18 protein-coding genes and 3 pseudogenes are annotated in these 19,805 nt (G+C 54.9%); 7 read left to right on the top strand and 14 right to left on the bottom strand.

The features are described from left to right. Positions 1–249: 249 nt before the first annotated feature. Positions 250–636 (bottom strand): hypothetical protein, encoded by a 387-nt coding sequence (locus AB8B29_RS34095; protein ID WP_092577488.1) that lies wholly within the window; start codon positions 634–636, stop codon positions 250–252. A 751-nt stretch (positions 637–1,387) separates the two neighbouring features. Between AB8B29_RS34095 and AB8B29_RS34090 the strand changes: the two genes are divergently transcribed. Beyond that, positions 1,388–1,858 (top strand): hypothetical protein, encoded by a 471-nt coding sequence (locus AB8B29_RS34090; protein ID WP_439007100.1) that lies wholly within the window; start codon positions 1,388–1,390, stop codon positions 1,856–1,858. Between the two features lie 49 nt (positions 1,859–1,907). Continuing rightward, entirely contained in the window at positions 1,908–2,183 is a 276-nt protein-coding gene (locus AB8B29_RS34085) for a hypothetical protein (RefSeq protein WP_141694174.1), read from the top strand. Between the two features lie 60 nt (positions 2,184–2,243). On the opposite strand, the gene AB8B29_RS34080 is transcribed toward AB8B29_RS34085, so the two are convergent. Beyond that, the gene (locus AB8B29_RS34080; protein WP_439007099.1) at positions 2,244–2,624 is read right to left on the bottom strand and encodes a pentapeptide repeat-containing protein; all 381 of its coding nucleotides are present in this window, start codon (positions 2,622–2,624) and stop codon (positions 2,244–2,246) included. A gap of 418 nt (positions 2,625–3,042) precedes the next feature. Between AB8B29_RS34080 and AB8B29_RS34075 the strand changes: the two genes are divergently transcribed. Further along, positions 3,043–3,864 (top strand): LON peptidase substrate-binding domain-containing protein, encoded by an 822-nt coding sequence (locus tag AB8B29_RS34075; protein ID WP_439007098.1) that lies wholly within the window; start codon positions 3,043–3,045, stop codon positions 3,862–3,864. 155 nt (positions 3,865–4,019) lie between these two features. Here AB8B29_RS34075 and AB8B29_RS34070 read toward each other — a convergent pair whose 3' ends face one another. Further along, on the bottom strand, positions 4,020–4,562 hold the full coding sequence (locus AB8B29_RS34070) for a LysE family translocator (RefSeq protein WP_439007097.1): 543 nt from the start codon (positions 4,560–4,562) through the stop codon (positions 4,020–4,022). Positions 4,563–4,727: 165 nt separating this feature from the next. On the opposite strand from AB8B29_RS34070, the gene AB8B29_RS34065 reads away from it, so the two are divergent. Further along, on the top strand, positions 4,728–5,366 hold the full coding sequence (locus tag AB8B29_RS34065; RefSeq protein ID WP_439007096.1) for a glutathione S-transferase family protein: 639 nt from the start codon (positions 4,728–4,730) through the stop codon (positions 5,364–5,366). Here AB8B29_RS34065 and AB8B29_RS34060 read toward each other — a convergent pair. The 8 genes and pseudogenes from AB8B29_RS34060 to AB8B29_RS34025 all read right to left on the bottom strand — a co-directional run bounded on the left by AB8B29_RS34060 (position 5,363) and on the right by AB8B29_RS34025 (position 10,910). Then, on the bottom strand, positions 5,363–5,953 hold the full coding sequence (locus tag AB8B29_RS34060) for a GNAT family N-acetyltransferase (protein WP_439007095.1): 591 nt from the start codon (positions 5,951–5,953) through the stop codon (positions 5,363–5,365). The two genes, AB8B29_RS34065 and AB8B29_RS34060, sit on opposite strands and share 4 nt — an antisense overlap. Before the next feature lie 7 nt (positions 5,954–5,960). Continuing rightward, entirely contained in the window at positions 5,961–6,464 is a 504-nt protein-coding gene (locus AB8B29_RS34055) for a glyoxalase superfamily protein (protein ID WP_246965048.1), read from the bottom strand. A 196-nt stretch (positions 6,465–6,660) separates the two neighbouring features. After that, a complete protein-coding gene (locus AB8B29_RS34050; RefSeq protein ID WP_439007145.1) occupies positions 6,661–7,026 on the bottom strand; it encodes a VOC family protein in 366 nt (121 codons plus the stop codon). Between the two features lie 44 nt (positions 7,027–7,070). Then, positions 7,071–7,415 (bottom strand): annotated as a pseudogene (locus tag AB8B29_RS34045) (GNAT family N-acetyltransferase); the annotation flags it as partial. A gap of 99 nt (positions 7,416–7,514) precedes the next feature. Next, positions 7,515–7,928 (bottom strand): annotated as a pseudogene (locus AB8B29_RS34040) (NUDIX hydrolase); the annotation flags it as partial. Between the two features lie 38 nt (positions 7,929–7,966). Beyond that, entirely contained in the window at positions 7,967–8,914 is a 948-nt protein-coding gene (locus AB8B29_RS34035) for a GNAT family N-acetyltransferase (protein WP_125850859.1), read from the bottom strand. Between the two features lie 83 nt (positions 8,915–8,997). After that, positions 8,998–9,786: pseudogene (locus tag AB8B29_RS34030) on the bottom strand (IS66 family transposase); the annotation flags it as partial. 605 nt (positions 9,787–10,391) lie between these two features. Continuing rightward, positions 10,392–10,910, bottom strand: a complete 519-nt coding sequence (locus tag AB8B29_RS34025; protein WP_092577462.1) for a hypothetical protein — start codon at positions 10,908–10,910, stop codon at positions 10,392–10,394. Between the two features lie 389 nt (positions 10,911–11,299). On the opposite strand from AB8B29_RS34025, the gene AB8B29_RS34020 reads away from it, so the two are divergent. Continuing rightward, positions 11,300–12,025: a plasmid pRiA4b ORF-3 family protein gene (locus AB8B29_RS34020; protein ID WP_131588596.1), complete on the top strand. Its 726-nt coding sequence runs from the start codon at positions 11,300–11,302 to the stop codon at positions 12,023–12,025. A gap of 190 nt (positions 12,026–12,215) precedes the next feature. Beyond that, complete coding sequence (locus AB8B29_RS34015) at positions 12,216–13,616, top strand: ISKra4 family transposase (protein WP_439007094.1); 1,401 nt, start codon at positions 12,216–12,218, stop codon at positions 13,614–13,616. A gap of 391 nt (positions 13,617–14,007) precedes the next feature. Here AB8B29_RS34015 and AB8B29_RS34010 read toward each other — a convergent pair whose 3' ends face one another. Together AB8B29_RS34010 and AB8B29_RS34005 are read right to left on the bottom strand one after the other, a co-directional pair. Beyond that, positions 14,008–16,197, bottom strand: a complete 2,190-nt coding sequence (locus AB8B29_RS34010; RefSeq protein ID WP_125850856.1) for a methyl-accepting chemotaxis protein — start codon at positions 16,195–16,197, stop codon at positions 14,008–14,010. Between the two features lie 502 nt (positions 16,198–16,699). After that, positions 16,700–17,605, bottom strand: coding sequence for an IclR family transcriptional regulator (locus tag AB8B29_RS34005; RefSeq protein WP_245438673.1), 906 nt, complete (start codon positions 17,603–17,605; stop codon positions 16,700–16,702). A gap of 159 nt (positions 17,606–17,764) precedes the next feature. On the opposite strand from AB8B29_RS34005, the gene AB8B29_RS34000 reads away from it, so the two are divergent. Beyond that, positions 17,765–19,204 (top strand): APC family permease, encoded by a 1,440-nt coding sequence (locus tag AB8B29_RS34000; RefSeq protein ID WP_125850854.1) that lies wholly within the window; start codon positions 17,765–17,767, stop codon positions 19,202–19,204. A gap of 140 nt (positions 19,205–19,344) precedes the next feature. On the opposite strand, the gene AB8B29_RS33995 is transcribed toward AB8B29_RS34000, so the two are convergent. Further along, positions 19,345–19,803 (bottom strand): MarR family winged helix-turn-helix transcriptional regulator, encoded by a 459-nt coding sequence (locus tag AB8B29_RS33995; RefSeq protein ID WP_125850852.1) that lies wholly within the window; start codon positions 19,801–19,803, stop codon positions 19,345–19,347. Positions 19,804–19,805 lie beyond the last annotated feature (2 nt).

The raw sequence follows: 19,805 nt of genomic DNA, 5'->3' as shown, positions 1-19,805 counted from the left end.
TGTTTGCATGTTTGGAGCGAGCCTTCCCCCAATAGGAAGCTTGATAATTCGTTTTTGCATTCAGCCACAGTGGTAAGGTATCGACGTAGGCGGCACCAGGCGGAGAGCCTTTGCAATGCGCCGCGCCAGTTTCATAGTCGGCGCGGCGCATTACCTTGCGTCTTATGATGTGCGTATTTGTGAGTATAATCAATGCACTATACTGGATCTACAAATATCCGACACATATCCTTACATGACCAAAAACCTCTATCTGCCGCCGCCGATCGGCCTTCCTCCGCTTGAATTGGAGGAGACGTTGCCGGAGTTGTTCCATTCCATTTGAATGGTCGCTCCGAGATTTTTCGTGTTCAGATTGATCGTGGCTTTGATCTGATCTGGGGTAAGAGACGAGAAGAATTGGCCCCATGTTTCGACGCCGATCCGACCAGTCTTGGCGACTGCTACGATCGGAAAACCAGTAGTGGGGTCGATGTCCATAAACGATACGCTAACACCTCCATTGGCTCCAGTGCTGCCGCTGTTGCTACCGCCGCCCCGATCTGATCCCGAGCTTGAGCCGCCGCCGCTTGATGTGCTGCCTCCGCCTTCACCGCCGAAGACGAGATTCATCTCAGAGATAGTCAATTCACGCATAATTCTCTCCTGATTTCACTGGGGGAAGAAATTTGGGCTAAACCATAAACCGTTGGATGCCAGATTTGGCTGCGGCATGGGTTGCTTCGATGCCAGTCACCAAAGCTTGGTGGAGCCTTTTGTTGCCGTGGAAATACGCAACGATCACTGCGTCCACAAACGGGTGAGGGTCATTCATTCATCTGCTCCACTTCATCGGCTTACAGATATGCGCTGTCCGCTCGGACGTTCTTCGACGCCAATTTTATGTGAAACTGGACAGCAATAGGCACTTGATCGGAGGCCGCGGGATCAAGCTCTCGCGCGGCCTTCCTCTGTTGCAGCACTCATTTGGCGTTTCTTTTAATCGGGTATAAGCGAAACTGGATACCAAAGTAGCGCGAGATCGAGCAAAAAAGTGTGATCTACTCTCTATGTACGCTAATTACGCGCAGGAGATGACCGATGTCAATGACCGAAAAGAAATTTCTGAGCGTAACGCGCTCATATACGCGAAATATGGAAGCATGTAGAGCCACCCAGCCGCTCTTGGCATTTTTCAATCAGCGTAGAACATTCGCGAGTTACAGCTCCCCAAGGAGAGAGGCCTGGAAGATCAGCGACGATATACCGGCCACCAAGTGCGAAACGCTGCTCTGCCAATCAGTCTGCATAGACAAACTTTAGGCGAGATGACCTGCCACGGAACTATCGTCTAGCGGCGATTAGAGCCGCAGCGGTTTTGAATAGGCCAGTGGTGCGGTGTGGGTAATTGCTCGTCTGGATCGAGCTCAGATGTAAGCGATATGTGTATGGATCGGACTATATTTCTTGTAGCAAGGGGCATGTGGCCGTGACAACATTCCCGACCATCATCGCGGTTATCCTCATTGCAGCGGTGATGTTGCCGCTGTTCCTGTTTCTCGTATTTGCGGCAGCGGATGCGCTGGGGCTTTCGTTTGCCGATCGCGTCCTCGATGTGGCCGTCCGCGCGATGATATTCGAGTTCGCCATCGGTAGCGTCGTGAACGTCGTTGGCGGCTTCGCCATGGTTGCCTTAGCGATCTGGGGAAGTTTGCATTTTCCGGAAATGGCGCACCGGCTCCTGTCGCTGATCCTCATTCCCTTCGGTTTGTGGCGTGTGTGGCGGGGTGTGGTGATCTGGATTTCGGGTGACCGGACGCAGCCATCGTCCGATCCGGCGAAAAAGCAGGCGAAGCGCTCAGACCGCTCAGGGTCGTAGGTGTGGAAAAACATCCAAGAATGACCCCGCTGAGATGAGGCTTAGGTGATTGAAATATATTCCGTTTTGTGAAGAAAGTGGCGAATATACCGGCGTCGCTCATGACCCCGTTGATGCTCCGATTTTCCTATCAATTTCAAATTGTTGCAGGGGATCTCAATGGTGGCATTGTTCAAAGCCGGTTCACAGCCAGTTCGCACAAGGGCTCGAAAACCACAATGAACAGGCCGGACTGGATATGCTTGACGCCCTCAAAAGGATCAAATGGTATCCAGGCATGGCAAACGACAATCACGAACCCGGCAACAATTCCTCCGCGGCCTGATTGCCACACATCTCCTCATGCTCTCCTAGTTGGGAATTTCGCGAAAGGAGTAAATGGCCTTCAGGTTTTCGCCTGTTCATAGGCAATGAATAGATCGGTTACGAGAACGCCGTTGATCCGCATCCCAGTCAAATCGGCGTCTTTTATGTCCGAATCTGCCAACGTGACGCCGCTTATGGTTAAGCGCGATAGGTTTGCATTCGTGATTGCGGCTCCAGACAGATTGACGTTATTAAAGCGAGCATCTGCCAGGGTGATATCGTCAAAAACCGCTTCGCTTAAATTGGTGTCGGTGAACCTTGCCTTAGTCAAAACAGCGTAAAACTGTGCGTCTGCGAGGTTTACGCCATCGAAATTAGCGCCTGACATGTCGGCGCGCTTGTAATGCGTTCCCTGCATCTGAGGGCCATCAAATTGATTGCGTTCTTGGGGTTCGGTCATTGTCGTATCCTCCATTCAATCATGATTGTGAGCAGAAGAATGCCAGATCGTGCAATCATTTACGACCGTCGAACCTGAAATAGAAAGGAGCCCACGCCAATTCTGGCCGTGCCGTTTGTCGCGCAGTTCCTAAAGCTTGCTACGTCGAAGGTCTTAGTCGCAAAATGCGTCGCAGGTTTTGGGACTTTTGCGTCAGGGGGGACGGCGGCTTCCACCAAAAACAGGCTCTCGCCCGGCCTAAGATTGACAAGTAAAAGGCTTCTGGGCACAATTGGTGCTCGGTTGATACAGCCTGCTGCTTGCGCCCCGTCGGGGTACGGTGAATGTATCGAGCCACTTATGGCTCCCTTTGCCCGAACGAACGGGTCAGCAACGCAAGCCCCTGACGCTCTCTGTTCGTTTATGCAAAGGATATCTTATGCGCGATTTCCGCGATGCCAAAGCTATGGCGAAAACCCTACGTGAAGCGCTCCACGCCAAATCTGTCGCCTTCACCAACAGTGAGAGCCAGGAGCTCGTTGCTCGAATTCTTGGCTATCGAGACTGGAACGTATTGGCCGCAAGGATCCAAGCGACCCAGTTGTCTTCGACCTCGGTGCAGGCTAACACGCCTTTTCCAGCCGGGGCGGATATTCCCGTCGTTCCTGTGCGGGACATGGTCCTGTTTCCGCACATGATCTCGCGGATTTTCGTGGCGCGCGACAAAACTCGGCAAGCCGTGGAACACGCTCTTTTCGGTGATCGGCGCGTTGTCGTTGTCGCCCAGAGGCGTAGCGACGACGATCGTCCGAGCACTCTTGATGCCCTCCATCCGGTGGGCGTCGTAGCAAACGTGGTGGATCGCCAGACACAGGTGGACGGAGCTCTCAAGGTCACCGTTTGTGGGCTTCAGCGAACAGGCATCGTCCGCCTTACCAATGGCGAGTTCTTAGCGGCGGAGGTTGCGCCGATTGAAGAGCATAGCGGCCAGTCGACGGAGGCAACCGCTCTTTCGAGTGCGGTTCTCGATGCGTACCAGAACTACGCCGAGGTCGATTTCTCCGCGCTTCCGCCGGGATCAAAAGCCCGTTTCGGCCTACCTTCGATCGGGGATCCAAGCCTGTTGGCCGACACGGTTGCTCCTTTGCTATCGACCAGTCTCGAACAGAAGCAACAACTCTTGGAAACCCGTGACGTGGTGGCCCGTCTCGAAAGACTCATCGAGTTGATGAGCGCTGGCCGCCCCAAAGCTGTCGCGTAAATATACAGACCGTCCCAAAACCCTCAGTGCCGTTCCTGAGGGGCAGGCAGGCTGTAGAATTTTTGCGGGGGTCAGGTCCGGCTTGTAAGCAACTTGATCCCGGCAAAGGTGAAGAACGCCCTTAGTCCGGCGTCAATCCATCTGCGAGCTCGGTCCTACGCCGTGACAACGCGCTTGGTCGAGAAGGCGACGGCATAGGCGATGTGACCGACAACCGAGAGGATTGTGGTTCCGACTACAATAACGAGCGCGGTTGACGATGGCGCAGAGTGCGCAAGGCCGAGCGACATTATTGCGATCCACGTCAATGCCGCCTTCGGGTTGGTCATCTGCACTGTCAGGCCGCGCAGGAAATACCTTCGAAGGCTTCTAGCCTCCAACGCGGCCGGGTCCATGATCGGTTTTGTCGAAGCGACTGAGCGGAAAGCTTTGAATGCTAACCAGAGAAGATAAACACCGCCAACGATCTTAATGGCCGTCAGCACTGAAGCATAGGCAGCAATCAATGCCGTGAGTCCGACCGCGGTCATGCAAGCCCAGAGAAACGAACCCGCAGAGATACCCAACGCCAGGGCGATGCCCGCTTTGCGGCTAACGGCCATCGACGTGCCAACAACAGAAAGAATATTCGGACCGGGGCTAAACATCCCAAGCGCGAAGGCACCGAACGCCAATCCTATTTCTGGCAAATGCTCCATGTGGATTACCTCCGGTTTGCCGCGAAAGTCTCAGAGATCGCCCTCATACACTGAAGGCGATTCCTGATGGCGATCTGTTTCTGAAAGATGTGCAATGGCATAGACTACCATGGACGCGGCTTGCTTTGAATCCCAAGGCATTCGCAATTGCACGAAGGTGAGCAGATGACAGGACAACCGCGCCTCTTCGGAGCAGATTACAGCGTTTACGTACGAATTGCTCGACTATGCCTGATTGAGAAGGGCATAGAATATCAACTTGTTCCGCTCGATATCTTTGCAGATGGTGGTCCTCCAACCGACTACTTAGCGAAGCACCCTTTTGGACGCATTCCTGCATTCGAGCATCAAGAATTTAGTCTCTATGAGACCAGTGCAATCACTCGATATATCGATGAAGCTTTCGAGGGGCCGCAACTTCAACCCTTAGACCCGGTGCACCGTGCAAGATGCAATCAGTTAATCAGCATTGCTGACAACTATGCGTATCCTCACCTGGTGTGGGGAGTTTACGTGGAGCGGATATCGAAGCCTGGCAGAGGCGTTTCTACTGACGAGGACAAGCTCGTTGCGGCTCTCCCGAAAGCACGAAACTGCTTGGCGGCGATGTCTCAGTTGATGAGAGATGGTCCATGGTTCATTGGCGAGCAACTAACGCTAGCCGACTTGTACGCCGCGCCCATGTTTGACTATTTCCTTATGACATTCGAGGGGGCGGAACTCATCCGCCAACACGGAAACCTGCAGGAATGGTGGGCACGCATGGCATCGCGGCCTTCAATGGCCGTAACTAAACCGTCTTAGTTTTTAGACGGTCTGTAGGGGTTTTGCGTCGAGATAGGCGCTTCACTGGCTAAGCAACCGAACATTCTGAAATCATGGAAGGCGTTTTTAAACCAAGCCTTCTGATAAAGCGTACCTTCATAGCGAAACCCGGCCTTTTCCAGAACACGGTCCGATGCCACGTTCCCCGGCAGCGTCCACGCCTCGATGCGATTCAGGGAAAAGCCGTCAAACCCGCATCTGATGGCGGCCTTCACCGCTTCGGTCATGAAGCCTCTTCCCCATACGGAGGGATGCGTTTCATAGCCGACCTCCGCCCATCTCGAATGGTTATCGATACGGTTGAATCGAATGGTCCCGAGGAGCCGCCCCGAGATGCGGTCTTCTATGACCCAAGCACAGCCCTTTCCTTTGGCGAACGCGGTGCACATCCATTTCAACGATCGCTCCGTCTGCGCAATTGTTGGAGCGTCCGGCCAGTCCGAAAAGCGGGTAACCTCTGGAAACTGGAGCATTTCGTGGAAATCGCCGCAGTCACTCAATAGTGGCTCTCGCAGTTGGAGCCTCTCGGTGAGAAGCAAAGGAAACCCGCTTTTCGAATGGCGCATAACGGGATCAGTCTACCTGGGACTTTTTGTGGGCTGCGATGATGTCTTCGAGTGGGATTCCATCAATCGTGACGCCGAGTATGCGGCAGTTGGAAAAGGTGACGCCTGACAGGTTGATGTTCTGGAACTGTGAGCCAGACAGATTCACGTCATTGACGTGCCATCCGGTCATATTGCTGTCGTTGAATTTAGCACCGGAAAAATTGATCTGATTGAACCATGTTCCTGAAAGATTGGCGTCGTTGAAGCGTGATCCCGACAAGTCGGTGTCGTTGACGTCGAGCTTTTGCGTTGTTCGATGGAGAGTTATCTCATCGCCCACGACCGAGAAAAGAAGCGGCTTGTCGGCGGCATCTTGCCCGACCGCCGCGGAAAGGGCATTCCAATCTTTCACGCCAAATTGTTTTGCAATCAATTCCAGGCAATCGCTGTGAGATATGTCAATCTTGCGATCGTTGAGCGCCTGTCGCAAGGCTTTCGCCATGCCTTTGATACCAGCAGTTCTAAGCATTCCAGGTCCTCTAGGGCAATCATTACGTCAGAGCTCACATTGCTGACCGACTGCCGAAGGGCTGGAAGTCGAACGGGGTATTATATAGGTGTTTTCACCATACCAGATTTGGCGTGAGCGGCAGGCAACACAATGCCTTTGCCAATTAGTATATGCCGTATTCTGGTTGTCAATAAGCCGGAACGCCTCTGCACGACTATCCCGGTTCCTTGCACACAGCCTCCAATCTGTGCCCATCGGGATCGATAACGAAGGCGGCGAAATAGTTTGGCCCGTAATGGAGCCGTAGACCTGGTGCTCCATTGTCCTGGCCGTCCCGAGCTAGCGCAGCTTCGTAGAACAAGATCACCGCGCTTCGACTTGGGGCGTCAAACGCAACGTGGAAACCTGGCCCAGGGCAATGAGCGTCTTTGCCTCGAAGTTTGATCGTAAATTTGTCGCCACTGCCGGGCCAACCATAACCAACTGCTTGGTCCGGATCGCCGGGAATAAGGTCTTCGCAGACCCGGACATAGCCGAGGGGCTCAAATGCAGCGTCATAGAAAGCGGCTGATCTTTCGATGCTCGCGCCCTATCGCAGGATTTCGGATTTCGCGGCAGAGCCCATCATTGAATGACTTTATGCAGTTGCACACTTTCGAAATTGCCAGCTTCGAATTCAAATGGTGAAAAGCCGAGTTTCCGATAGAATCCGACCGCATCAGGAGCTGAATGCACGAGAAGTTCCCTGATGCCGCGTGAAAGCGCCAGACGTTCAAGCCGCTCCAAAAGGGCTGTTCCATGACCCCGCCTTTGTACATCAGGTGCTATCGCGACCAGACGCACGATCGCCCTTCCATCTGGCTTTTGATCCAGACGAACGGTCCCGATTGCCTGGCCATCAAGCTTGAAAAGCAGGGAAAGATTTCTCTCTTTGATCTCCTCCGGCTCATCTGGGATATAATCGAACCGCCCTCTGGCTTCAAAGAGCACCGTCCGCCGCAGCCAATGATACGCTGACTGATCGTCGGCGCTTTCGGCAAGAGAGAGGTCGTAGCGACCTATCGACGGCAGTCGATCGAGCATCTCTCCCGAGCCAAGGTCAAGGCGCGCCCGCGCTAGAGCGATGTCGATCCAGAAAAACCGGAACAAAATAGGTGCCCAGCCGCCGGACGGCGTGGTCTCGAAATGGGTCCAGATCTCAGGAAGATTTTCTTCAAGCGGCAAATGAAAGTATGTGCGATGAAGGTTGTGAAGCTGCCCGTCTCGCTCGAAGGGGCGATGGCTGTCTCCCAACAGCCGAAACCCCGTTCGATCAACCAATCCAGTTTCTTCGCCGAATTCGCGGCGGGCGGCGTCAATTACCTGTTCCCCTACTTCGACTGTGCCTCCCGGTACTTGTAGGGGAACTTCAGGAAAATCGGGTTCGTCAAACACCAGAAGCCCTCGGGAAGAGGTAGCATAGATCAGGGCTTTCTCGATCAAAGCATGTCCCTTCTTCCAACCGGCTGTTTGAATTTGAATCAGCGAGGAGTTGAGGATGGCTGCTTCAGAAACTCGCGATCAACAATTCCCATTATTAAGTCGTCGTGCCATGATCCATCGACAAAAGCTGCTTCCCGCTCCCGCCCCTCGATAATGAAACCGCATTTCTTGTAAGCGCGTATAGCCCGATCGTTATATGCGAGCACGCGAACGCTGATGCGATGCAGGTGCAGTTCACCGAAAGCGTATTGCAAAAGGAGTCGGATAGCTTCGCTCCCATATCCCTTACCGAGGATGTTTGCATCATACATCCCGATTGCCATGGACGCTCGTCTGTCGGTTCGATCCACCCTGTCCAGCCTGATTTCGCCAGCAAACTTGCCATTCACCTCGATTACCCAAGCATACGGGTTGCTGATGATGCCTTGAACCCACCCTGTTGCCTTATCCCGGCTCATGGGTTTCACAGCCGTCTTGCTCATCCCGAACATCTGAATAATCTCAGGGTCGTTCCCGAGGGCAAGGCGGGCCTCGATGTCATTAGAGGTGGCGGTTCGAAGGAGAACGTTGTGTCCCGGAATAGCAGGAGCTGAGCGAAGCACAGCTGTTGGCACGATTGTTCCCTGATGGAAGGCCATTCTCCATCGGCCATCGATCAGCTTCCATACGGAGCTTCGGAGGGTTGTTCTCTCGGGAAGGCCACCATCCGCCTGCCACACGCTGCGATACAGGACCAATACCGCATCTTCGGCGATTATCCGGGCGGTAAAATCGCGAACCTCCGGCAACGTGACACGATCTGAAGGCCCTTCCTGAGCTAGGGAATTGGTAGTGAGATGCTTGTCATAGACCCTTCCAGAACTGCCAAACTCCAGAAAGTCGTCCGCAAGCCGCGCGGAGACAGCTTCCCGGGACGACCGAATATCTGGCCTGTGTAACTCCTGCTCAAGTTGCCGAAACAACTCTATATCGATCTCATCTGCCATTATCAGGCCTCCGCAGAAATCATTGACTACTCGACCAGTTGCCAGAAAACCTGACTTCAAGGTGAGGTCATGCGACAAAAACCTGTGAGGTAATACATATTATGGGAATGCCGCGCGCCAGTGTCGTCGACCGTCACATAAGGCGAGGATACAAGACCGGCATGCAGCACCGCCGCGTCCTCGGCAACAAACCCATCGAGCTCTTTTGTCAAAAGCCGCACCATCTGCCGCTTGGAGATATCGAGACCGATATCGTTCATCAATGTCGTCAGCCGGGCGGTCGTCACTTGTCCATGTGCGTGGAGCATCAGGCAAAGCCGTCTGAGGTTGGCGCCATAGCCACCCATAATCCCTGCGGGCAAGGCTGCCAGTACCGTCTTTCCATTCGGGGTCACCCAGCATTCACGACGGTAATGCACGAGCTCCGCCTTGAGCACCAGGTCGCGAACGTAGAAGCTTCTGTATCCCTTGAAGCGCGATCCATCAGGAGCATCGACGCGCAGGATCTCCTGCCGGCTCACCCGCTTGACATCCAGCTTCGGACCGCGCGGTTTCTTCTTCGATACCGATTTGTCGCCGGGTGTGGCATCCGTCGCCTTCTCCATCCCAGAGGAGCGAAACGGCGGTCGCGGGGATAAGTTTTTCAATCGCGCAATCTCGTCACGCAGCAACTGGTTCTCGACTTTCAGCCGGGTGTTTTCCAGCCGAAGGGCTGCGTTTTCTTCGCGAAGCTGAATAGTCTCGGCCTCGAGCCTCTCCAGCCGCACTTCCGCCTGTTGCGACCGCTCCAACAAGCCCGTCACCAGACTGCGCAACGCATTCAGTGAAAGCGTGTCGGCATGCTCGGGGGAGGGGAGCCGTCTCTTTGCCATCCCTGGACCGAATCATGATTTGCCCCGTCTTAGGAATCCCTGCGCCGACGAACAGGATTCAACGCGCCCGGTTATGCACACTTTCTAGGCGGGGACGCTGAAACCCTGCCACCGATTTTGCCCCACGTACGAATTTGCGTCCATGGGGCACATTCGGTGTCGATTTCAGTTACCGATTGCAATTGCAGCGCTTTGCTGAAAATCGGACGCACCGACGTGCGCCAAAAATCGCGGGGAGCGGGAGCTTCAGTCTATCAGTCGGCCTACGAAAACGCTCCGGAGCTTTGCATTCGAGGCGTCGCGCAAGCAACCATCGTCCCTCAGAGATTCGCGATTATCCAAGGCTCTTTACCGCTCTAGTAGTTCAAAGCCGAAATTGAAATTCTTAGCTGAAATCGGGGCCGATGGTGGCCGCTAGCCCCAACCAGTGCAGGGCGTTTTGACATTTGTAATCGGTAACTGAAAGCGACACCCCGTAAATCGCGGGGCAGCGAGCCCACAAGTAGGCTCGCTGTTCCCAAGCCCCCGACGCAGCCGCGAGCGCGGGTCTAGGCCGAAGAGCGGAGCGTGCCTTGACGCGCGTGAGGGGCGAGGCAGCTGGTGTTTTACCGAAGCCTGGCCTGAGATATTTGAAGTGAGACACGATCCATATCTCTTATCCGCTCTGCCGCGTAAGCAAATTTCTGCAGGTTTTCGGGTCGAAACATGGGATGCTGCTGAAGGCGGGTCAAAGGTTCGGCGAACTCCCTGATCCGCTCGTTGACCGCGTTAATCGTGCGGATTGCTTTCTCGATGTTCTCTGGCGTCATAATGCGCCGGTAAGCGGCGTGTAGAGCGATCCCCGCCTCGATCACGTCCGAAATCGTCACGCTAGGCTGCTGACGACGCTGAGCTTCCGCTGTGAACACGGCTTTATGGGCCTTCCACTTATCCTGCAGGCGGCGAAGCATGGCCTCTTCCGAATGGGCTATCCAGGCACCTTTACGCGTTGTGATGACCCGACGCATCGCCGTCGTAGGCTTCAGCCGGGTGTTGGCAAGCAGGAGATCGGCGACTTCATTGAGAAACCGACTGTCATCGATGCCGGAACCGGCAGGCCGTCCGCGAGGGCGTTTGGTATGCATCGTCAAATCCTCTTTTGTTGGGTCCCCTAGAAATACTTGCTTCTTCCCCTCCTTTCAAACGATAAGAAATCGACAAACAGGGATTTTTACGTCCGAAAATCGTCATGGTGAATATAAAAGCGAGAATAAATCGCCTTTCTACTATTTTTCCTCGCAAATGGCGCGATGTTTCCTTGTAACGATCGCCACCATTATCTCTGGCGTCCGGATTCTCGAAATCCTCGCGGTGGAGCAAGCTCGGCGCAACCAGCCGGCCACCTCCCGCGACCGGATCAGGCCGGTTTCACGTTGTCGCGTGCCGATCGCCAGTGCCATTTCCAGCCCCTTCGGGGAGCATAAGCATTTGTGGGGCGGGATAGAACGAAGTATGTCGCCGTCATTGAATTTCGATGGGACCGGCGGATGTGCAGAGGGCAAAACGAGCGGCAGGGAAAACTGCTGAACAGACGGCAATTTCGGAGGATGAGGATTTCGTCCTGCAATTCCGCATCTGGCTAAAGGGCGTGAGCCCGATGGTATGGCGCAGGGTTCAGGTTGCCTCGACAATGACGTTGCGCGAGTTTCATGGCGTCCTTCAGGTCGTGATGGGATGGGAAGGCATCCACCTTTACCAATTCATCATTCACACTGCACGGTATGGCTCGTGGGAAACTGGAGCCCGATCCTCGGCCATGTCGCTTGGCGAATTGAAGCTGCGCAAGGGCATCCGATTCCTGTATGAATACGACCTCAACATTCCCTGGGAGCATGAAATCCGGCTGGAGGAGCGCCAGTCAGTCAAACCGGGCGCTCACTATCCGGCATGCGCGGGAGGAGACGGCGACTGCCCGACGGAGGAGTGCGGTGGGCCGGAAGCATTGATGTGGCGACAGGACAACGCCTTCGGCTACGAGACGATGAACGATCTGGTGATCACGACCGCGTTTCTGCAAGAAGTCACCGAAACAAAATCCCTTGCGATGCTGGACGACCCGGATCGCGGGGATGAACTGCGCGCCGCCCTGGAGAGACTGAAGCAGCGCGCAAGCTGCCTGGGAGAAAACTTCGAACGCCGGAAAACCAATGAACGCCTGCAACGCGGTGAACATCTCAGCCTTATGCATCAACAGATGTGATGTTTCATTCTGCGCGGGCGGCCGGGGCCGTGACCCCGTCGAAGTCTTGCCAGTTCACTGAAGAATTTGCGGATTGCTAACCGATGATCTCTATCGCTGTTTCCGGCACGACCGAAGTGCGGAGACGGAGTTTTGCGAACATCAGGTTCCCATGACGGCTGTTGTGGAAGATTTGATGCGGGAAGACGACATGCGTGCACGACTGATATTGCAAATGCTGAACGACGACAGCGAGATTGTCGCGACCGACACAGTCGCCGATCTGGTGAAGGTGACGAAAAGGCCCGAAGATCTTGGCCTGTCGTTGTCGGAGGCAAAGACCCTCCTTGCAAAACTGCAGCAAGTCATGGTGGAGACGCAGGTAGAATCGTGGCTCAGTGAAAATCGCGACAGGGATGGCCGCCGTCTGCGAAGCAAAGGCAGCTACCCCGTCACCTTCCATACCCTGTTTGGTGACGTACGCCTGAAGAGCCCGCGCTATTATCTGCCAAGGGCTGAAGGCGCGAACGGTCCTGCGACGATCTCACCGCTGCGGGAACTGATCCCCGACCACATCGCACCCGAACGCCTTTATCTGGAGACCCGGTGGGCCTCCCTTGTGCCCTATGCCGCCGCCGCGGAGCTGCTGGCCGACGTGCTGTCGATCGATTGCGGTGCCAATGCCACGACAGTTCGCCAGCATGCGTTGCGCGCGGCACGTCGTATCGAGCGGGAGCTGACCGAAGAACGGGTGTCCTTTATGCAGGATGCCTGCCCGCATGACTGGATGAACCTGCCTATTCCGGATGGCCGCATCGTTATCGGTCTGGATGGCGGCTACATCCGAGACCGCGATAACCGCAAAAAGAATTTCGAACTGATCGTCGGTCGTTCGCTACCCGACGACGGTGATCCACGCTATATCGGCTTCGTCCAAGGTCATGATCGCAAGCCGCAACGCCGCATACTCGACCATCTCAAAAAGCAAGGTGTTCAGGCCAATCAGGATATCACCTTCATCACCGATGGCGGTGAAGAGGTTCGATCGCTTGCCGAAATGATCGCACCGGCGAGCGAGCATGTCCTGGACTGGTTCCACGTCACCATGCGCATCACGGTCCTTCGCCAGTTCGCGCAGGGGCTCGAAAACTACGACGAGCAGGCTGGGCAGGATCTGCTTGAGGGCCTACGCAAAATCAAATGGCATCTCTGGCATGGCAACGGCTATCGTGCGCGCGAGGAAATCGCAGAACTGCAATTTGATGCGGAAGCTCTTGAAACGGGCTATCCCAACATGCGCAAGTTCTTGACCACCATCAGCGAGTTCAGGTCTTACATCGCCTCCAACAATGCAAGCCTGATCAACTACGGCGAGCGTTACCGGTCCGGTGAACGCATCTCTTCTGCTTTCGTCGAGGCAACCGTCAATGCCGTCATTTCCAAGCGTTTCGCCAAGAAGCAGCAAATGCAATGGAGCAAAGTCGGCGCTCATCTTCTGCTGCAAACCCGCACGCAGACGCTTGACGGCTCCCTTCGTTCGACCTTTCGTAAGTGGTATCCCGGCATGTCGAACGACAATCACGAGTACAGAGAAACCGCTCGCGCCGCATGACCACCCCACAAATCCTCATGCTCCCCAATATCGGTGAATACCGTAGTATCTGGACGAAGCCGCGTGCGATTGTCGATGATCCAAAGGAAGCTTGGCCAATCGGCTTCAGAGCCACGCGGAGTGCGGTTGATGGAAAGCAGCGTTATGTCTGTACCTCTCCCAATATGCGGTGATGGCCACGACGGCTGCACTCGGGGCTGCGGCCTCCGAAACTAGAAGCCGCAGACTACCTCGAACACCGCCTCGCGTTTCGCCAGCTGCACTATCTTTTCCGCCGATTCCACGCCGGCGCTGCGTGAGCAAACCTAAGGTGATTTCACGTTACTGGAGATGCTGTCGGCGTGGCCGATCAGGAATGACTCTGAAGACTCCTTTGGCACGCTACCAGCTTCTACGCGGCCGTGCGAATTGCATCGTTGCTGCTAAGTCTAAACTGATTGATACGATCCGTCAGGGCTCTCACCTCGCTAGCAAGCGTGTGGGTCGCCGCATTGGATTCTTCAACCATGGCTGCGTTCTGCTGGGTCATTCGATCCATCTGGCCAACGGCAGTGTTGATCTCTTGGAGGCTGCCGGCCTGTTCACGCGCGGCAAGCACTATCGCCTCCACATGGCGATTGATCTCCTGAACTTCTTGTACGATCGTCTCCAACTCCTCGCCGGTCTGCCCGACCAGTGAGACACCTTCCACGACTTGACTACTCGAGGTGTTAATTAGAGCCTTGATCTCTTTGGCCGCCTGCGCGGAACGCTGCGCCAGTTCGCGCACTTCTTGCGCAACTACCGCAAACCCCTTGCCAGCTTCGCCAGCCCTAGCTGCTTCTACACCGGCGTTCAGCGCGAGCAGGTTCGTCTGGAATGCAATTTCGTCGATCACTCCAATGATGTTCGAGATCGAGCCTGCAGATCGTTCGATGGCACCCATGGCGTCGACCGCGCGACGGACAACAACACCGGATTGCTCCGCCCGTTCCCGCGTCTGCGCCACGCGCTTGCCAGCCGTTTCAGCACGTGACGTAGAGTCTCTGACCGAGTTAGTAATTTCGGCAAGCGCAGCCGCAGTTTCTTCGACGGACGCTGCCTGCTGCTCGGTTCGACCGGCCAGATGGTCCGCAGCCTTCCGGATCTCCTCTGAACCCCCATGGATCGTGGCCGCGTTCTCAGAAAACGCAAGCATTGCATCTTCGAGGGTTTCAACAGAACGATTGAAATTGAGACGGATCGGATCAAGGGATGCAGTAAATGGCCGACCCAACCGAACGGTCATATCGCCACCGGACAGTTTCTTAAGCCCAGTCGCGAGTTCCTGAACCGCAAACTCAACATCAGCTTCCTGTGCTTGAGAAATACGCTCGCGTTCAAGCCGTTCGATCTCTTGTTGCTCACGCGATAGTTCGGATTCACGTTCCAATTCGATCTTTCGTCTGCCGGCCTTGCGAAGGATCTCCAGCGCGCGTGCCAGATCACCGATTTCATCGTTCGTATTAATGTCAGACAGAACCACATCAAAGTTGCCCTGCGCCAGTTCCGTGGTCTCCTTGATGGCGCCAGCAATGCGCTTGCTGAAGCGTCTAGCCACGAGCCAGCCAGCAAGACACATGACAATTGCACATGCTACAATCGTCGCGGTGGACGTGATGATCATGCGGTACAAATCAGCTAATACAACCGATTTTGGAACGGAGACAATGACGTACATTGTGGCGTCGTCGAACGGACTGATCCGTTTGGAAACGGAAATGTCAGGAGCCCCGTTCTGTCCTATCGTTTCGGCGTAGCCGGTCTCCGTAGATATCAAATAATTTAATGACTGACCGTTTCTGTGATCGTCGGAAAGGGGTTTTGTCAGCAGCGACGGATCCGAGTTGACAACAAATGTCTTGCCGCTAGAAACCAGCATCACGTGGCCGACGCCCATCGGTTTCGCAGAGGCGAGGCGAGTGGCAATGGTCTCGAGATCGAAATCCATACCAAGTGATCCTGCGCTTTTGCCGTTGATGTGCAGGGGCATGGCAACGGTCGTCATCAGCAACTTCTTGTCCCCGATCGGATACAAATAAGGGTCAAAAAGTATCGCCTTGCCTGCTGGCAGCGCTCCCACAACGCCGGCTAGTTGGGGGTCATCGTAGCCTGGAGTGACCATGCTTCCGACCCCCGTACCTTCTCGGAAGAAATAAGGTACCAGACGGCCGGTTTGGTCGTGAAGCGGCTTGCCGATAAACTCCGCGTCGCGTCCATCGAAAGCATTTGCGTTCCAGACGGTGAAAGCCGCGAAAGCAAGACGGTTGTTTACAACGGTTTCCGACAAAATGTCGTCCACCACCGCGCGGCTGCCTCCGTTTGCGTGCTTCTGCAGTTGCAAGAGGGCGGTCTTGAGGTCGAACACCGTTTTATAGGCGTCACGAAGTTCAGATTCGACCTGGAAGGCGACTGCATTCGCCTCAGTTGAAACCTTCTCGATGCTTTGGTTGTAGGCGCGCTCGTATGAGGTCAGGAACAGCGCGCCCGCCACAGCAAGAGTTGATGCCAATCCTAGTCCGACAATGGAGAAGGTGTTTCTGAGTGTCGCAGATCGGAACATTGCACTCCCCGAAGAAACGGCCAGTCGCATTTTCTGAGTCAGCACTCAGGGCCGGCGAAGGCTCTATAGTTGCGTTTGTAACTAATCTATAGTTCCTAAATACTAATAGAGGGTCAACAATGCCGATTGTCCAAAAGCTTGGTCCGCCAGGCGAGTGGCGACAGCAGTCCCAACCATCAGATCAATGCCGGTAGTAACACTTGAATTTTATCTCAAACATTTAGATGAAAATATAGCAAAGCTGATTCCCTTAGGCGGAGCTGGCGCTCTGTCTAGTATTATCTGCCCGATACGGACTTTATATCAATGTATAATCCCTTCGGGGCAACGCCGTTCACTACCTTTTTGAGAACGATGTATTCGAGACCCAATCATCAAGTGGCATGAATCGAATCACCTTGCAGGTGACGTCTTTCCTTCGCTGTTATTTTATCCTTGAGAAAGCAATCCAGCAGTCACCGAAGTAAATTGGTTCAGCTAAAATATTGGGCGAAATCGGACATTAGAGCGCCTTGTCAGCCGCCAGCAAAGATGGGTGGGAATCGGCGCCGAGGGCGCGGCTGACCTCTATTGCGGCGCGCACAACGTGGCGCGCGATCGACACTTCGACTTCCTCAGAGGTTCGCGAGGCTATCGACGCGACTGCGATTGCACCAAAAGCATGGCCGGCGGCGTTGAAGATCGGCGCAGCTATACCCGTCACTTCGGTCTCGAAGCTGCGACGACCAACGGCATAGCCGCGCTGTCGGACCTTTGCGATCATTTCCCGCATCTCATCGGCTGTGCGCGGTGTGCGATCGGTGTGCGGGGGAAACGCGTCGGCAGCCAGCGCTGCTTCAGCGACATCGGGATGCGCGAAGGCAAGGTAGGCAAGGCCGGATGCCGTCGCGTGAAACGGGAGCGGTTGGGACAGATCGACAAACACCCGCGTCGAGCGGGCAGGCTCCGCTATGGCGATTGTGGTTAGCGCGTCTTCTGATGCAAGGCTGGCGTGGGCGGTCTCTGATGTTTGCTCGGCCAACCAGTCCACCCACGGCTGCACCGTCGAAGCGATGGGAAAAGTTGCTTCACGAATTTTCGCGAACCTCAGTACGCTTGCCCCTAGCCGGTATTTCTTGCTGAAATCGACCTGCTCTATGAAGCCGTGCTTCATTAAAGACGTTAAGATGCGCAGCGTCGTCGCCTTGTCGAGCTCTGCCTTACGTGCCAGTTCGCTAAGGCCGAATTCAGATTCCGAAATGGTAAAATAGTTTAGTAGATTGAAGGCCTTATCTACGGTCTTCATCGTGTTCGTCGTCTTTTTCGGCGCGTCCAAAATCAGGTCCATTCTGCGTGCAGGCGAATTTCGCAAACCGGTCGTAGGAGGATCCATACCGATGCGTTGTTGATAATAGCGATCCGCAGCCATCGTTCAAGTCACGAGCATACTCGGAAAACGATCCACATTCGCTGAGTTACGGCTCACCAACTTCCTATTGACAAGTTTCAAACCTACGTCAGAATAAAATAACCGACGGTGATAATAATGAACCAATGAAGCCGCTCGACCAACCTGTAGGGGAGCTACATGTCAGATTCACAGAAAGTAACAGACAACGGACTACGCACCGGGACGCTCGGCGCCGCAGCCATCACACTGATGGTCATATCGGCCGTCGCGCCTTTGACCAATATGGCCGGGATCTTGCCGGTTGCCATTCTCTTCGGCAACGGTACAGCCATCGTTCCGGCTTTCATACTCATGATGCTACTGGTTCTCGTGTTTTCCGTCGGATACGTAACCATGTCGCGCTACGTGCCAAATTCCGGCGCTTTTTATACCATGATCACACGCGGCCTAGGTCCCACACTGGGAGGCGCAGCGGCATTGGTCGCCCTTCTTGGGTATAACTGCATGCAGATCGGGATGTCCGGGATGTTCGGTCCGGTCACCGCCGATCTCATAAAGACCTCCGTCGGCATAGACCTACCCTGGTGGGTTTACAGCCTTGGGGCGTCCTTGATCATCGGCTTTCTCGCCTATCGCCGGGTCGACTTTTCGGCAAAAGTTCTGGCGCTTCTCGTGCTAGCGGAATTCGCGGTTGTCTTCGTTCTTGATATCCTGATCGTGCACCAGGGCGTACCTGGCGGGTTTTCGCTGGCACCGCTTTCGCTGTCTGGCATGCCAAGCGGCGCGGCGCTCGGGGTCACCTTTGTGTTCGCGTTTGGATGCTACATTGGCATCGAAGCCACGACCATCTACAGCGCCGAGGCGCACAATCCGCGGGTCACTATCCCGCGTGCCACGTATGCATCGGTCCTTTTGATCGGCGGTTTCTATTCACTGTCGGCAATTTGGATTGTCGAGGCAGCGGGTACCGCCACGATTGTCGACCAGCTCAAGCAACTTCAGGACCCGGTTCAATTCGTCTTTAACATTTCTGACCAGTTCGGCGGTCGCATTCTCTCCGACATGATGCGCGTTCTCTTCGTGACAAGTGTCTTTGCCTGCCTGCTGGCGTTCCACAATCACGTTGCCCGCTATTTTTACTTCCTCGGCAAGGAAGGTATGATGCCTCATTGGCTTGGCAAGACGCATCCGAGCTATCAGAGCCCTTATCGGGGCACCATCTTACAGACCGTCATTGCGATGGCTGTCATTGGGACATTTGCGGCGTTCGGTATGGACCCTCTCCTTACATTGTTCGCCTGGATTGCCAATATCGCGGTTATCTGCGTGATCACGCTGATGCTACTAGTCTGCATCGCAGTCATCGTATTCTTCGTGCAAAATCCAGAGTTGGAACCCGGCCAACCGATTAAGACCAAGTTGATGCCAGCTCTCGCGGCAATCGGTTTTGCGCTGGTCGGTTATTTCGGTGTCAGCGGGTTCGACATTCTGACAGGAGCCTCTGGACCGCTCGCCATCGCGCTCCCCTCGCTCATCCTCGTCGCTGCCGTAATAGGTGCCATTCGGGCAAAGACGCGGCCGGGACTGGTCGTAGCCCTTTCGACAGACCCCGTCTGACCTATCCCAGTGGAGGTGACACTTCTCACCTCCACCCCAAATCGCTCACGTCAAGTCCTAGGCCCGCGGCAACGCAGGGCCTTTTTTTGTGCACTTCGTGCTGGAGCTTTCGAATATATTGACCACGCGGAGGAGCATAACTACCGGCGCATTAATATGGTCAGCACGCGTTTCAAATCAGCCGAGACCCGCTCACCAAGATCTGACCTGAGTTTGGCATCGTATTTGCGCGCTTGCCGACCGAGGTCGCGGAAAGCATTCATCCCTCCCTCAGTCAACGAAAGAAACTCAGCCCGGCGGTCGTCTTCGCTGGGACTGCGGACGAGCATTTGCGTGGCTTCCAGCGCTGTAACCGCGCGGCTTACCTTAGTCTTGTCAATATGGGAGATCGCACAAATGTCGCGTGCTGTCATCGAGCCGAATTTGCCGAGATTTGCCATAACCCGCCATTGCGCCCGCGTCATGCCATAGACTTCGCGGTAGACGCTCTCGAAATCGCGCGAGGTTGCTTCAGCTGCCTGGTTAAGGAGATAGGGTAGAAACTGCTCGAGGTCGAATTCGGGTTCCGAGCTATGTTCTGCCGCGTCCTGTTCCGCCATGC

This window comes from Rhizobium sp. 11_C7_N12_5 (genome assembly GCF_051811145.1).
GTDB classification, from domain to species: domain Bacteria; phylum Pseudomonadota; class Alphaproteobacteria; order Rhizobiales; family Rhizobiaceae; genus Rhizobium; species Rhizobium lusitanum.
This window is presented reverse-complemented; position numbering and strand designations above follow the sequence as displayed.